Annotated in this window: 15 protein-coding genes; 9 read left to right on the forward strand and 6 right to left on the reverse strand. The window is 72.9% G+C overall.

Features of this window, described 5'->3' with window-relative positions; genetic code table 11:
- Positions 1-14: 14 nt before the first annotated feature.
- Positions 15-530: a ferritin gene (locus DAE25_RS11085; protein ID WP_107766244.1), complete on the reverse strand. Its 516-nt coding sequence runs from the start codon at positions 528-530 to the stop codon at positions 15-17.
- Between the two features lie 45 nt (positions 531-575).
- A complete protein-coding gene (locus DAE25_RS11090) occupies positions 576-1,130 on the reverse strand; it encodes an SACE_7040 family transcriptional regulator (RefSeq protein ID WP_107766245.1) in 555 nt (184 codons plus the stop codon).
- Between the two features lie 315 nt (positions 1,131-1,445).
- Between DAE25_RS11090 and DAE25_RS11095 the strand changes: the two genes are divergently transcribed.
- Genes DAE25_RS11095 through DAE25_RS11125 form a run of 7 tightly spaced genes read left to right on the forward strand, consistent with a single transcriptional unit; the run spans position 1,446 to position 9,998 of the window.
- Positions 1,446-2,015: a hypothetical protein gene (locus tag DAE25_RS11095; RefSeq protein ID WP_107766246.1), complete on the forward strand. Its 570-nt coding sequence runs from the start codon at positions 1,446-1,448 to the stop codon at positions 2,013-2,015.
- Positions 2,016-2,034: 19 nt separating this feature from the next.
- Positions 2,035-3,648, forward strand: a complete 1,614-nt coding sequence (locus DAE25_RS11100; RefSeq protein ID WP_456093766.1) for a carboxyl transferase domain-containing protein — start codon at positions 2,035-2,037, stop codon at positions 3,646-3,648.
- Positions 3,645-5,636, forward strand: coding sequence for an acetyl/propionyl/methylcrotonyl-CoA carboxylase subunit alpha (locus DAE25_RS11105; RefSeq protein WP_107766247.1), 1,992 nt, complete (start codon positions 3,645-3,647; stop codon positions 5,634-5,636). The genes DAE25_RS11100 and DAE25_RS11105 overlap by 4 nt, the downstream gene beginning before the upstream one ends.
- Entirely contained in the window at positions 5,629-6,555 is a 927-nt protein-coding gene (locus DAE25_RS11110) for a hydroxymethylglutaryl-CoA lyase (RefSeq protein WP_107766248.1), read from the forward strand. Before DAE25_RS11105 ends, DAE25_RS11110 begins: the two co-directional genes overlap by 8 nt.
- 4 nt (positions 6,556-6,559) lie before the next feature.
- Positions 6,560-7,648: a hypothetical protein gene (locus DAE25_RS11115; protein WP_107766249.1), complete on the forward strand. Its 1,089-nt coding sequence runs from the start codon at positions 6,560-6,562 to the stop codon at positions 7,646-7,648.
- Entirely contained in the window at positions 7,645-8,757 is a 1,113-nt protein-coding gene (locus DAE25_RS11120; RefSeq protein WP_107766250.1) for a hypothetical protein, read from the forward strand. The genes DAE25_RS11115 and DAE25_RS11120 overlap by 4 nt, the downstream gene beginning before the upstream one ends.
- Positions 8,754-9,998, forward strand: coding sequence for a hypothetical protein (locus tag DAE25_RS11125; protein ID WP_234410979.1), 1,245 nt, complete (start codon positions 8,754-8,756; stop codon positions 9,996-9,998). Before DAE25_RS11120 ends, DAE25_RS11125 begins: the two co-directional genes overlap by 4 nt.
- Before the next feature lie 10 nt (positions 9,999-10,008).
- Here DAE25_RS11125 and DAE25_RS11130 read toward each other — a convergent pair whose 3' ends face one another.
- From DAE25_RS11130 to DAE25_RS11135, 3 genes are all read right to left on the reverse strand, one after another.
- Complete coding sequence (locus DAE25_RS11130) at positions 10,009-10,692, reverse strand: EcsC family protein (protein WP_107766251.1); 684 nt, start codon at positions 10,690-10,692, stop codon at positions 10,009-10,011.
- A complete protein-coding gene (locus tag DAE25_RS23150) occupies positions 10,689-10,850 on the reverse strand; it encodes a hypothetical protein (protein ID WP_159083682.1) in 162 nt (53 codons plus the stop codon). Before DAE25_RS23150 ends, DAE25_RS11130 begins: the two co-directional genes overlap by 4 nt.
- Positions 10,851-11,114: 264 nt before the next feature.
- Entirely contained in the window at positions 11,115-12,470 is a 1,356-nt protein-coding gene (locus tag DAE25_RS11135) for a calcium-binding protein (protein WP_107766252.1), read from the reverse strand.
- 80 nt (positions 12,471-12,550) lie between these two features.
- On the opposite strand from DAE25_RS11135, the gene aat reads away from it, so the two are divergent.
- Together aat and DAE25_RS11145 are read left to right on the forward strand one after the other, a co-directional pair.
- On the forward strand, positions 12,551-13,249 hold the full coding sequence (aat, locus tag DAE25_RS11140; RefSeq protein WP_199907539.1) for a leucyl/phenylalanyl-tRNA--protein transferase: 699 nt from the start codon (positions 12,551-12,553) through the stop codon (positions 13,247-13,249).
- 102 nt (positions 13,250-13,351) lie between these two features.
- Positions 13,352-13,810 (forward strand): hypothetical protein, encoded by a 459-nt coding sequence (locus DAE25_RS11145; RefSeq protein ID WP_107766254.1) that lies wholly within the window; start codon positions 13,352-13,354, stop codon positions 13,808-13,810.
- A 50-nt stretch (positions 13,811-13,860) separates the two neighbouring features.
- On the opposite strand, the gene DAE25_RS11150 is transcribed toward DAE25_RS11145, so the two are convergent.
- Positions 13,861-14,034 carry a CsbD family protein gene (locus DAE25_RS11150; protein ID WP_107766255.1) on the reverse strand — a complete coding sequence of 58 codons (174 nt, stop codon included), beginning with the start codon at positions 14,032-14,034 and terminating at the stop codon, positions 13,861-13,863.
- Positions 14,035-14,055: the final 21 nt, after the last annotated feature.

Here is a 14,055-nt window from a genome sequence, read left to right on the forward strand (position 1 = left end):
CGGCGCGGGGTCGGTCAGGCCTTGGGCTCGGTGGTCGCGATCGGGCGCAGCCCGAGCTCCTCGTCGAGGCGCAGGAGGCCGGGACCGTCGTCGTCGATCATGACCAGCCGGCCGATGATCTCGCTGACCGTCGCCTCCTCCTCGATCTGCTCCTCGAGGAACCAGTTGAGCAGCGGCCGGGAGTCGAGGTCACCCTCGGACTCGGCGGCCCGGTAGAGGTTGCGGATCGACTCCGACACCTTCTGCTCGTGCGCCAGCGCCGCCTTGAACGCGTCGAGCACGGACCCGCCCGCGACGCTCGGCGCCTGCATCGCGCCGATGGCGGGGTGGTTGTCACGATCGGCGACGTGGTCGATGAACCTGTTGGCGTGGACGATCTCCTCGTCCGCCTGGTGGCGCAGCCACGCGGACATCCCGGGCAGGTCCATCAGCTCCAGCTCGATGGCCAGCTGGCGGTAGACGAGGGACGCCTGGAACTCCAGCGTGATCTGCGCGTTGAACGCCGTCTCGAGCTTGTCACTGAGCTTCATGGCGCCCAGCCTAATCGTGGTGCCCACCCTCCGGGGTGAGCGGTCCTACGCGGGAGCGACCAAGGCGCCGAGGGCCATGTCGTGCAGCAGCCCGTGCATCTGGTCGTCGGGCAGCAGTCCGCTGTGCGGCGTGGAGTTGATGAGCCCGAAGGCCACGTGGGTCATCGCCCGGGCGCGGTCGAGGGTGAGGTCGGGGTGCACGCGACGGAGCTCGGCAGCCCACACGTCGACGTACTCCCGCTGGAGCGCCCGCACCTGCTCGCGGGCGTCGTCGGCGAGCGAGGACCAGTCCCGGTCCTGGACGACGATCAGGGCGCGGTGGGCGAGCGCGAACTCGATGTGCCACTCGATCAGCGCCTCGACGGCCGCCGTCGGGCTCCCGGCCGCCTCCGCGCGCCGGCGCCCGACCGTGAGGAGCTCCTCGCTGATGGAGACCAGCATCTCCGCGAGCACCGCGTCCTTGCTGGGGAAGTGCTTGTAGAGCGCCGGGCCGGAGATGCCGCACGCCGCGCCGAGGTCGGCGACCGAGACGCCGTGGAAGCCCCGCTGGGCGAAGAGGTCCGCGGCGATGTCGAGGATCTGCTGGCGCCGCGGGGTCACCGGCCAAGGTTAGCGCCCGCTAACCGCGGTCCCCGGCGTCGTCCACGGTGTTCCTGCACACGTGCGCAGGCATGGCGGCCACGGCGGACCGCTTCCCTGAGCACGTGCGCAGGCAAGGCGTGAAGACCCCGCCCCATGCCTGCGCACCTGCGCAGACCGGGTCCCTGTGGACACCGGGTGCCTGTGGACAACGAGATGCGACTTCGGTCGGACGGGGTAGGAGCCCGGCATGAGACCACAGAACCTGAGCTACTACGTCGAGGTGTACGCCGCCGTGGAGCGATCGTCCTCCGGTCCGGCTGCGGAGCCGCCACGGTGCGGGCCGTCGCGGCCGAGGGCAGCCTGAGCGCCAGCACGGTCCGCTACTACTACCGCAACCAGTCGCACCTCCTGGCGTGCGCGTTCGCCGCGGTCGACGACCACTTCTCCCACGAGCTCGGCCGGCACCCGTTCGCCCCCGGCAGGCTCGGTCGCGGTGACAGGCCCCGAGTCGAGGACGCGGTCGACGTCCTGGCCGTCCACCTGCCCACCGACGGTGCCGGGCTCGAGCGGCTCCGCCTGCTCCACGCCTACAAGGCGTGGGGGCGGCACGACTGGGACATGGCGATCACGGTCGGGGGCTTCGACCGACGACTGCTCGACCTGTGCCACCGGGTGCTCGTGAGCCTGGGCCTGCCGGCCCCGCAGGCGAAGCGCCAGGCGAGGCTCCTGCGCGCGATCGTGACAGGGCTCGCGGAAGAGGTCGTGACGCTCGCAGCGCCTCCGGAGGGCGAGCCGGCCATGCGGCTGCCCGACCGGTTCACCGACCGCGGGGTGCGCGCCGCGTTGACCCAGCACCTCCGAGCGGTCCTCGCCGAGGACCTGCCGGTCGACAGGGCAGGTTAACGATCGCTAACCTGAGCTCGTGACCGACGCCAGCAGCGATCCCTCGAGCGGCCCCGCCCCCGCGGCCGCACCCACGATGCGTGACCTCGTCGCCGATCTGCGCGAGCGACTGGCCGTCGTGCGCCAGGGTGGCAGCGAGGCTGCCCGGGCCAAGCACACCGGCCGCGGCAAGCTGCTGGTCCGCGACCGGGTCGACCGGTTGCTCGACCCGGGCAGTCCCTTCCTCGAGCTGAGCGCGCTGGCGGCGTACGGGATGTACGGGCGCGACGCCGACGACCTCAACGCCGTGCCGAGCGCGAGCATCGTGACCGGCATCGGCCGGGTCAACGGCCGCGAGGTCGTGGTGATCGCCAACGACGCGACGGTCAAGGGCGGCACGTACTACCCGTTGACGGTCAAGAAGCACCTGCGTGCGCAGACCGTGGCCGCGGACAACAACCTGCCGTGCATCGCCCTGGTCGACAGCGGTGGCGCGTTCCTGCCGATGCAGGACGACGTCTTCCCCGACCGTGAGCACTTCGGCCGGATCTTCTTCAACCAGGCCAACCTGAGCGCCAAGGGCGTCCCGCAGATCGCCGCCGTGATGGGTTCGTGCACCGCCGGCGGCGCCTACGTGCCGGCGATGTCGGACGAGACGGTGATCGTCAAGGAGCAGGGCACGATCTTCCTCGGCGGTCCGCCGCTGGTGAAGGCCGCCACCGGCGAGGTCGTCACGGCCGAGGACCTCGGTGGCGGTGACGTCCACGCCCGCAAGTCCGGGGTGGTCGACCACCTCGCCGACGACGACGCGCACGCCCTGGCCATCGTCCGCAGCATCGTCGACACCCTCCCCGCCACGTCCGGCTACCCGCAGCCGGGGCGTCGGCTCGAGCCCGGCCCGGTCGAGGAGCCGCACGAGTCGCCCGAGAGCCTGTACGACGTCGTGCCCACCGACACCCGCACGCCGTACGACGTGCGCGACGTCATCCGCCGCATCGTCGACGGCAGCCGGATGCACGAGTTCAAGAAGCTCTACGGCGAGACGCTGGTGACCTGCTTCGCCAAGATCCACGGCTACGACGTCGGGATCGTCGCCAACAACGGCATCCTCTTCAGCGAGTCCGCCCTCAAGGGTGCGCACTTCATCGAGCTGTGCAACCAGCGCGGCATCCCGCTGGTCTTCCTGCAGAACATCACCGGCTTCATGGTCGGCCGGGAGTACGAGAACCGCGGCATCGCCCGCGACGGCGCCAAGCTGGTCACCGCGGTCGCGTGCAGCGTGGTCCCGAAGTTCACCGTCGTCATCGGCGGCTCCTTCGGCGCCGGAAACTACGGCATGTGCGGGCGCGCCTACGACCCCCGCTTCCTGTGGATGTGGCCCAACGCGCGGATCTCGGTGATGGGCGGGGAGCAGGCGGCCAGCGTCCTCGCGACCGTGCGCACCGACCTCGAGACCGACGAGCAGGTCGAGGCGTTCAAGGCCCCGATCCGTGAGCAGTACGAGACCCAGGGCTCGCCCTACTACTCCACGGCCCGCCTCTGGGACGACGGCGTGATCGACCCCGCCGACACCCGCCGGGTGCTCGGCATGGGCCTGGCGGTGGCGGCCAACGCCCCGGTGCCGGACCCCTCCTACGGCATCTTCAGGATGTGACCGCCTTGTCCGCCTTCGACACCGTCCTGATCGCCAACCGCGGCGAGATCGCCCTCCGCGTCATGCGCACCGCCCGGGCCATGGGCCTGCGCACCGTCGCGGTCTTCACCGCCCCCGACCGCGACGCCCCGCACGTGCGGGAGGCCGACGAGGCCCTCGAGGTGCCCGGCTACCTCGACATCGACGCGATCGTCGACGCCGCCCGGCGCAGCGGTGCCGGGGCGATCCACCCCGGCTACGGCTTCCTCTCCGAGCGGTCGGCCTTCGCCCGAGCGATCGAGGGCACCGAGGGGGTCCTCCTCGTCGGGCCCGGCGCCGACGTCATGGACGCGATGGGCAAGAAGGACGCCGCCCGCGAGATCGCCGTGGGCGCGGGCGTGCCCGTCGTGCCGTCGTACGACCTCGACGCCGATCCCGCCGGCTTCGCCTATCCCGTGCTGGTCAAGGCCGCGGCCGGCGGTGGCGGCAAGGGCATGCGCATCGTCCGTGCGCGCAGCGAGTACGCCGCCGCGCTTGCCGCCGCCCGCCGCGAGGCGCTGAGCGCGTTCGGCGACGACACGATCCTCGTCGAGAAGTACGTCGAGCACGGTCGCCACATCGAGGTGCAGGTGCTCGCCGACCACCACGGCAGCGTGGTGCACCTCTTCGAGCGCGACTGCTCGACCCAGCGCCGCCACCAGAAGGTGCTCGAGGAGGCACCCGCGCCCACGATCACCGACGCCCAGCGTGCGTCGGTCACCACCAGCGCGGTCGCCCTGTCGCAGGCGGTCGGCTACACCAACGCGGGCACCGTCGAGTTCCTGCTGGACAGCGACACCGGCGAGGTCTACTTCCTCGAGATGAACACCCGCCTCCAGGTCGAGCACCCGGTCACCGAGGAGGTCGTGCGGGTCCGCGGCGAGCGCATCGACCTGGTCGAGCTGCAGCTCCGGGTGGCCGCCGGCGAGCCGCTCGGCTTCACCCAGGCCGACGTCACCGTCGAGGGGCACGCGATCGAGGCGCGGATCTATGCCGAGGACTCCTTCGGCGGTTTCCTGCCGCAGGCCGGCACCGCCGAGCTGGTGCGGTGGCCGACTGTGCCCTTCGCCGAGGGCGCCGCCGGTGGTCGAGCGGGGTCGGGGCCCGGCCGTGTCCGCGTGGACGCCGCCCTCGAGTCCGGCCAAGTGGTGAGCTCGTCCTTCGACCCGATGCTCGGCAAGGTCATCGCCTGGGGCGCAGACCGCGAGGCCGCACGCACCGGGCTGGTCGACGCCCTCGACCGCACCGGCATCCTCGGCCTCACCACCAACACCGGCTTCGTGCGGGCCCTGGCGGCCGGTGCGGAGTTCCGCGACGCCACCATCGACACCGCCTGGCTCGACCACGCGACCGTCGCGGCGCCCGACAGCGAGGTGGCCCTGGTGGCCGCCGCCTGGGTCGACGCCGTGCTGCACAGCCCTCGGTTCACCGACCGGGCGGGCGACCCGTTCGCCACCGACGGCTGGCGGGTCGCAGGCGAGCCCGCCCGCACGCTGGTCGCCCTCGAGACGCCGGACGGGCGCCGCGAGCTGCGGGTCGACGTCCCCGGCCACCGCGTCGACGACGTCGTCGTCAGCGAGCACCGCCTGGCCGACCACACGGCCGTGCTGTCCCTCGACGGCCACCGCGAGACGGCGTACGTCAACGCCACCACCCACAAGGTCGAGGTCGCCCACCGCGGGCAGCGCCACTCCTTCGAGCGTCCCGACGCCTTCGCCGACCACGGCCCCGCGGCCGGCGACGGCACCCTGCTCGCGCCGATGCCCGGCACGGTCCTCGACGTCCTCGTCACGGTCGGGCAGGAGGTGGCCGCGGGTGAGACGCTGGGTGCCATGGAGGCGATGAAGATGGAGCTCGCGCTCACCGCGCCCTTCGCCGGCACGGTCACCGAGGTCAACGTCGCGGCCGGCCAGCAGGTCCCGCTCGGCGCGGTCCTCCTCGTCGTCGAGGAGGGGGAGATCGGTGGCTGAGGTGCGAGCGGAGCGCGCCTCGAAACCCCTTCCCGAGCGCGTCACGATCTACGAGGTCGGCCCCCGCGACGGCCTGCAGAACGAGAAGGCGGTCGTCGCGACCGAGGACAAGGCCGAGTTCGTACGCCGCCTGGTCGCCGCCGGCCTGCCGGTCGTCGAGGCCACCAGCTTCGTCCACCCGAAGTGGGTGCCCCAGCTCGCGGACGCGGCCGACCTGATGACGATGCTCGGCGAGGAGGGCCGCGCCCACCCCGTCCTCGTCCCCAACGAGCGCGGCCTCGACCGGGCCCTCGAGCTGGGGATGGAGCACATCGCGATCTTCGGCAGCGCCACCGAGACCTTCGCGCAGAAGAACCTCAACCGCAGCCTCGACGAGCAGTTCGCGATGTTCGAGCCCACCGTCGCCCGGGCCCGCGCCGCCGGGCTCGACGTCCGTGCCTACGTCTCCATGTGCTTCGGCGACCCCTGGGAGGGGGCGGTGCCGGTCGACCAGGTGGTCTCGGTCGGCAAGCGCCTCTTCGACCTCGGCGCGAGCGAGCTGAGCCTGGGCGACACCATCGGCGTCGGCACGGCCGGCCACGTCAAGGACCTCGTCCACGCCTTCGTCGACGCGGGCATGCGCACCGACCAGCTCGCCATGCACTTCCACGACACCTACGGCCAGGCGCTGGCCAACGCCTTCTCCGCGCTCCAGGAGGGCATCACCACCTTCGACGCCAGCGCGGGCGGCCTCGGCGGCTGCCCCTATGCCAAGTCCGCGACGGGCAACCTGGCCACCGAGGACCTCGTCTGGATGCTCACCGGGCTCGGGATCGAGCACGGGGTCGACCTCGACGCGGTCGTGGAGACCAGCGTGTGGATGGCCGGACGGCTCGGGCGCCCCAGTCCCAGCGCCGTCGTACGCGCGCTGGCAGGATGAGCCCATGAGTCGCGTCGTCTACCTCCACATCGGCGCCCCCAAGACGGGGACGACCTACCTGCAGGACAGGCTGATGCTCAACCAGTCGTCGCTGTCGGACCACGGGGTGACGATCCCGACCAAGAACCGCTTCGTCGACGCCGACCTCTTCCACTTCCGCGCGGCCCTCGACCTGCTCGAGCAGGACTGGGGCGGCACGCCCGGTCACGCGCAGGGCGCGTGGGAGACGATGGTCAAGCGGGTGCACCGCGCCAGCGGCACCGTCATCATCAGCCACGAGATCCTCGCCCCGGCCAAGCCGGACAAGATCGCCCGGGTCATGAACGACCTCGAGGGCAGCGAGATCCACGTCGTCTACTCCGCCCGCGACCTCGGTCGCCAGCTCCCGGCCGCCTGGCAGGAGAGCATCAAGCAGGGTCGCAAGTGGACCTTCAACCGCTTCCTGACCAAGGTCGAGCGCGGCCAGACGTGGTTCCGCAGTGCGATGGACCTGCCCAGTGTGCTCGACAACTGGGGCGCCAAGCTGCCGCCCGAGCGGGTGCACGTCGTCACCGTGCCGCACGACCGTGGCCCGACCGGCAACGAGCTGTGGTTCCGCTTCTGCCGCGCCTTCGGCATCGATCCCGCGTGGGCCCCGCTCGACTCCGAGCGCGCCAACCGCAGCCTCGGCATCGCCGAGACCCAGCTCCTGCGGCGCCTCAACCGCCGTCTCGAGCTGCCGATGTGGCGCGACGCCACGTACGACGGCCTCATCCGTGAGCTCCTCGCCCAGGAGGTCCTGGTCAGCCGGGACTCGATCCCGGTGCGCCTGCCCCCAGACCGCTTCGACCACGCGGAGGCGCAGGCCCAGCTGTGGATCGACTGGATCAAGGGCAGCGGCGTCGACGTCGTCGGCGACGTCGAGGACCTGCGTCCCCGCCGGCCGGAGCCGGACGCCGCGTGGCGCAACCCCGACCGGGTCAGCCCCAAGCTCCAGCTCGGTGCCGCCCTCGACGCGCTCACCGTGATGACCCGCGAGGCCGCCGAGCGCACCGCCGCCGAGACCCCGGTCCGGCGCCTGCGCGACCAGGCCCGCCGGCTGCGCGAGCGGTGAGCCACACCGCGGCCGCACCGGCCGCCGGGAGCCCCGGGGCCGCGCGAGCGTGGGGCTGGGTGGCCCACCTGCGCCACGGCGGTACGACGCCCTGGTCGGCGTGGACCGGCGAGGCACCCCCCTCCGGTCGCGTGCTGCCCGGCGCCCAGCAGCTGGAGCTCCTCCGCCGGCTCAACCTCGCCGCCTCGGGACCCCTGACCCCGGACCTGGCGCACCGGGTGCTGACCGCCGCCGCCCCCGGCCGCGGCAAGCCCGACCTGGCCCTCGTCGGCGTTCCCGGCCCGGCCTACGGTCCCCGGCCGGTCGAGCCCGCCACCCTGCCCGCGGACGAGCTGGTCCGCGTCGCCACCAGCGTGCTCGCCGAGGACGTCGTCCGGATCGGCCTCCCGCGCGAGCCGCGCGGCCTGCCGCGGCCGTGGGCACGCCACCACCGCGTCGCCGGTGACCCGGTGCTCGCGACCGCCGCGCGTGGGGCGCTGAGCCCGCGCCGCCTGGGTCGCGGCCGGATGGTAGTCATCGGTGCCCCGCTGGACCAGATGCTCGCCGACGTGTGGACCCGTCGGTGCTTCGAGCGCGGCTCGGGCGCCTGGCTGGAGTGGCTGCGGTTCTGGCAGCAGCGCGGTCAGCTGCCGCCCCGCGTCGACCTGCCCGCCGTGGCCGAGCGGCACGCGGCCTCGCCCGGGGGAGTGGTCGTCGTCCTGGACCCGACCGCGCTGCCGCACGCCCTCGGCGTACGACGCCTGCCCCCGGCCCACCGCCCCGGCGCCGACGCCGCCGAGCTCGCGCGCCGCATCGCGACGGTCGTCGGGCTCCTGGTGCCGCCGGACGAGCGGGCCGCCCTCATGTCGCGCACCGTGTGGCCGCGGATGCCGGTCACCTCGATGCCGCCGGTGAGCGTCCCCGACGAGCACCGGGAGTGGGTGACGCGCGCCGCCGAGCGGATGACCCGCCGGCTGCAGCGGGCTGGCTACCCTGTCGTCGGCGATCCCGCCGCCGTCGCCCCGGTCCTGACCGGCGAGACGCCGGCGCCGGAGCGCCCCGACGCCGCGGTGCTCGAGCTCGCGGTGCGGATGCTGGTGGACGACGACTGGACGAAGGAGGCGCGGTGACGATTCCTCCGACGACCCCTCCGACGGCCGCGGCGCCCACGCCGGTCCCCAGCGCGCCGGCCAAGCGTGTGCTGCTGCACGTCGGCACCCCCAAGACCGGGACGTCGTACCTCCAGGACGTGCTCTTCCGCAACCGCGAGGTGCTGCGCGGGCACGGGATCCTCTACCCGGCCGACCGCTTCGACGGGCACTTCCTGGCCGCGCTCGACCTGATGCGGCTCACGTGGGGCGGCCTGGAGACGGAGGCGGTCGGCGCCTGGGACCGGCTCGCCGAGCAGGTGCGCGCCTGGCCGGGCACCTCGATCATCAGCCACGAGATCCTCTCGACCGCCTCGCCCATGCAGATCGACCGGGCGATGACGTCCTTCGGCGAGGGCGTCGAGGTGCACCTCATCGTGTCCGTGCGCGACCTCGTCCGGCAGGTCCCGGCCGAGTGGCAGGAGAACGTCAAGCACCGCAGCCTCGTCTCCTACGCCCACTTCCTCGAGATGATCCGCGACCCCGCGCGCGACACCCGGATCGGCTCGTGGTTCTGGGGCGCCCAGGAGATCCCCGACATCCTCGACCGCTGGGGAGCGATCCTGCCGCCCGAGCAGGTCCACCTGGTGACGGTGCCGCGTCCCGGCTCGGCACCTGACGAGCTGTGGCGGCGCTTCAGCCACACCTTCGGCCTCGACGGCGTCGACCTCGACCTCACCCCCGAGCGCGCCAACCCGTCCCTCGGCGTGCCCGAGACCGCCCTGCTGCGGCTGGTCAACAAGCGGGTCACCCCGGTCGTGGACCCGCCCGACTACCGTCCGCTGGTCCGCGAGCTGCTCGCCCACCAGACGCTGTCGCGGCGTACGTCGAGCGCTCGCCTCGGCCTCCCGCCCGCCACGCACGCCTGGGTCCAGGACCTGTCGCGGTCCTGGATCGCGGAGGTCGAGCAGCGCGGGTACGACGTGGTGGGCGACCTCGCCGACCTCCTCGGCGCTCCGTCGGAGACCTTCACCGACCCGGACACGGCACCGGCCGACGACCTGCTGCCGGCCGCGATGGACGCCATCACGGCGCTGCTCGTCGAGGGCTCCCGACTCCGGGAGTCGGAGGCCAACCTCGCCCGCGAGCTGGAGGAGGCGCGCCACGAGCTGCACCTCGCACGTCGGACGGCCGCCGAGCGGACCGTCCAAGCGCTCGAGGCGCGGCCGTCGGGACGCAAGGCACTGGGCGCCTACCGACGGGTGCGTGGGCGGCACCACTGAGGGGCCGGGGTCAGGGCCGGTGGTTGCGCGGCAGCAGCTCGCGATCGGCGTACCGGCCGACCCGCCACGTCGCGTAGCCGTCGGCGCCCATGCCGACCATGCCGCCCACGATCGGCACCCGGCGGCCGACGCTGGTCGCCAGCCGCTTGCCGGCGACCCGGGTGAGGAGGTCGGTGGCCACCACGGCGGCGATGATGCCGTCGAGGTTGGCGTCGTGGGCCGGCGCGGTGGCCAGCGCCATCGGAGGCGCGGGGAGCTTGGACTGCCGCACCATCACGGTGACGGTGTCCTCACCCAGCAGCGTCATCAGGATCGCGTTGCGGACCCGGGGGTCGTCGAGGTCGTGGCCGCGCAGGTGCGCGATGCCGGCGATCATCCGGCACTGGAGCAGGGTGAGCCCGGCGATGTTGGCCGGGATCGCGACCGCCGCGGTGACGAGACCGCCGACGTTGGTCAGGAAGCCCTGGGCGCCGGCGAGGCGCACGTGGTTCTCGATGACCTCGTGGACCGCCCGCTCGACGTGGCCCCGCTGCTCCTTGAGCTGCTTGTCCGCGGCCGCCGCGGCGGGCGGGAGGGGACCGACGCCGTCGATGGCCCGGTTGAGGGACTCCCGGACGAACGTGGTGGTCAGTCCGGGCGCGATGTCGGAGATCCTGGGGGCGAGGTGCCGGCCGACGGATCCCTTGATGCTCATGCTCCCGATATTACGGACCGCGGTGCAGCCCGTCGGTCCAGCGGCCACCAGTGCCGCTCGCCGTCGGCGCGCGGGACCACCCACACGTCCTCGCCCGAGGTCACCAGCAGCCACGGGCAGGGGTCGTGTCGTACGACGACCACCCCGCGTTTCCTCACGGCCGCGAGGTTAGCGGGGACTGCGCTGGTTCCTGCGCGGGTGCGCAGGCATGGGGACGGGTATCGACGGCTTCCCTGCGCGGGTGCGCAGGAATAGGGCTCGGTCTTCAACGTTTCCCTGCGCACGTGCGCAGGCATGGGGCCGGGGCTGGTCGCCTTCCCTGCGCAGTTGCGCAGGGAAGGGCTGACGTCCTGCCCCCAGAGCTGCGCGGGTGCGCAGGAAAGTCGTCCCCGCCCCGCGTCCCGGCCCGCCGAGCCCCGCCCTCACCGGCGCCGCTCACAGTCCTGGGCGCGCTCGATGCGCACGCAGGTGTCGCGTCCCGAGGAGCCGGTCGCCCGGTCGCGTCCGCGGCCACCGTCGAAGAAGTCCCGCCCACCGGTGCCGATGAAGACGTCGTCACCCCCACGTCCGAAGGCCCGCACCGACCGGCCGCCGAGGACCCGGAAGCTCTCGTCGGCGCGCGTCCCGATGAACGTCCAGTGCGGGTGCCCGCCGCTGACCTCCAGCCGCTCGACCTCGGAGTAGGCCAGCCGGGTGGTCGAGCCGGTGAAGGTGATCCGGCTCCGCGGCCGGTCCACGCGCACGCGCTCGCCCTTGCCGAACGCACGGCTCAGCCCGAGGTCGAGGAGGTCGCGGCCGCCGTCGCCGTCGATCTCGGTGCGGAAGCCTGGCTGGAGCTCGTAGTGGATCTGGTCCTTGCCCGCGCCGGCAGACACGTCGACGGCACCCTGGGCGTACACCCGGTCCCGGTCGCGGCCTCCCCGCAGCTGGCCCCGTGAGATGGGCGAGGTCGTGAAGAAGTCGCGGCCCGAGGATCCCCACAGCTCGTCGGTGCCGCCGCTGGAGACCAGTCCGTCCCGGCCGTCGCTGCCGTAGGCGACGTCGTCGCCCCCGTCGAGGGCCGGCAGGGAGGTGGTGAAGCCGAGACCGCCGTCGACGACGATGCGGTCGTTGCCCGCGCGGCCGTCGACCACGTCGTCGCCGTCCCCGGCCTGGATCAGGTCGGCGTACGGCGAGCCGGTGATCCGGTCGCCGAACGCGCTGCCGACGACGCCGGCCGGTCCTTCGACCACGATCGTGTCGGTGCCCTCGCCGGTCGCAGTGCCAGCGGTCAGGTCGACGACGACCGGACCGGCGGCGTCGGTGTAGACGACCCGGTCGTAGTAGGCGAAGTCCACCGGGTGGATGTCGAGCGCCTGCCGGTCCGCGCCCAGGTCGACGTGGTCGTCGCCGGGCCCGGGGGCGACCAGGTCGGACGAGTAGCCGTTGTCGATGGAGTACTGGCCGTCGAACCCGCCGAAGAGCCGGTCGTCCCCGGGGCCCCCGCTGAGGGTGTCGGGGCCGCCGAACCCGCAGATGATGTCGTTGCCACCGGCCCCGTCGATCGTGTCGCGGCCCGGGGTGCCGACGATGACGTCGTCCCCGGGGGTCCCGACGACCGGCGCGGTCTCGTAGCCCGTCGCGGGCACCACGATGGTGGCGGCCCGGCCCTCGCAGGTCGTCGCCGCGGCAGCGTGGGCGGGAGCGCCGAGCGAGACGGTGCCGAGGGACAGCGCGCCGACGGACAGGGCCGCGGCGAGCGCCGGCCTGAGCGGGATGGTGTGCGGGGTGGTTCGCATGGTGTCCTCCGAGATCTGGTGCCGGGTGGGATGCCCGCCGGGGGCGCAAAGTTGTCGACGCGTTGGCTACCGTGCCCACCGTGACCCCCGTCCAGCCCCCCGACACCCCCTGGGTCTTTCCCGACCCGGAGCTGTGGGACGCCGAGGACGACCTGGTGGCGGTGGGGGCCGACCTGGAGGCCGGCACGCTGCTCCGGGCCTACTCGCACGGACTGTTCCCGATGCCGATCGGTCCGCCGCAGGACCCGATGGGCTGGTTCTCGCCCGTACGCCGCGGGGTGCTGCCCCTGGACGGGCTCAAGGTGTCGCGGTCGCTGCGACGCTCCGCCAAGGACGTCGAGATACGCGTGGACACCGCCTTCGAGGAGGTCATCGACGCGTGCGGCGACCGCCGCCGACCCGACGGCTGGATCACCCGCGACGTGCGGGCGGCGTACTGCGAGCTCCACGAGCTCGGCTGGGTGCACTCGGTCGAGGCGTGGCGCGACGGGCGTCTGGTGGGCGGGTTGTACGGCGTGGCGATCGGCGGGCTCTTCGCCGGTGAGTCGATGTTCCACCGCGAGCGCGACGCCTCCAAGGTGGCGCTGATGGGCCTCGTCTCGCTGCTCTCCGACGAGCACGCGGAGGACCGGCTGCTCGACGTGCAGTGGCAGACCCCGCACCTCGAGAGCCTCGGTGTGGTCGAGCGGTCGCGGTCGGCGTACCTCGCTGACCTGCCGGTCGCCCTCCACCTGCCGCTGCCCGCCGCCTTCGGCCCCCGCCCGTCAGCGCGGCCCTAGCGGCAGGACGGAGAACGGGGGCCGGGACAGGTGTCGAGGAGGGGCAATGGGGCAGGCTGGGGGACAGGCACCCGCGCCGCACCCACTCGTCAGGAGAGCCCCATGAAGTCTGCACTGCTCGCCGCCTCGCTCGTCCTCGTGGGCGGCACGGCCCTCGGCTGCAGTGGCGGAGGTGGGGGCGCCGGTGCCCCGACGGACGCCAGCGAGGAGGACTACTGCGCGGGCTACCAGAGCCTCTTCGACGACATGTCGACGATGGCCGACGCCACCGACGCGGAGATCATCGCCCAGATCAAGGACTGGGCGACGACGATGGAGGAGACCGGCACCCCCGAGGACATGCCGGAGGACGCGCGCGCCGGCTTCGAGACGACGATGACCCTCATCAACGACCTCGACGACGACGCCCAGCAGGAGGACTTCGAGAAGATCGACGAGGACCTCAGCGAGGACGAGACCGCGCAGGTCGACGAGTTCGACACCTACACGACCGACACCTGCGGCTCTCCGATGGACAACCTGGAGGTCCCCGAGATCCCGACGGAGACCCCGAGCCAGTAGCACGCACGACGGGCCCCGGTCGATGACCGGGGCCCGTCGGGTGCGGCGGGTCAGCCCTTGAAGACGTCCTTGACGTCCTCGCCGGTCTTCTTGACCTTGGCCTCGGCCTGGTCGGCCTTGCCCTCGGCCTTGAGCTTGTCGTCGTCCTTGACCTCGCCGACGGCCTCCTTGGCCTTGCCGAGCGCGTCCTGGGCGGCGTTCTTCGCCTTGTCTCCGAGTCCCATGGGGACCTCCTTCATGTGGGT

This window comes from Nocardioides terrigena (assembly GCF_003047265.1).
Lineage (GTDB): Bacteria > Actinomycetota > Actinomycetes > Propionibacteriales > Nocardioidaceae > Nocardioides > Nocardioides terrigena.

What these genes read in the sequence shown, in the direction of transcription:
- DAE25_RS11115 (WP_107766249.1), top strand. Translation starts at nt 6,560, where the DNA reads ATGAGTCGCGTCGTCTACCTCCACATCGGCGCCCCCAAGACGGGGACG.
- DAE25_RS11085 (WP_107766244.1), bottom strand. Translation starts at nt 530, where the DNA reads ATGAAGCTCAGTGACAAGCTCGAGACGGCGTTCAACGCGCAGATCACG.
- DAE25_RS11145 (WP_107766254.1), top strand. Translation starts at nt 13,352, where the DNA reads ATGAAGTCTGCACTGCTCGCCGCCTCGCTCGTCCTCGTGGGCGGCACG.
- DAE25_RS11130 (WP_107766251.1), bottom strand. Translation starts at nt 10,692, where the DNA reads ATGAGCATCAAGGGATCCGTCGGCCGGCACCTCGCCCCCAGGATCTCC.
- DAE25_RS11150 (WP_107766255.1), bottom strand. Translation starts at nt 14,034, where the DNA reads ATGGGACTCGGAGACAAGGCGAAGAACGCCGCCCAGGACGCGCTCGGC.
- DAE25_RS11135 (WP_107766252.1), bottom strand. Translation starts at nt 12,470, where the DNA reads ATGCGAACCACCCCGCACACCATCCCGCTCAGGCCGGCGCTCGCCGCG.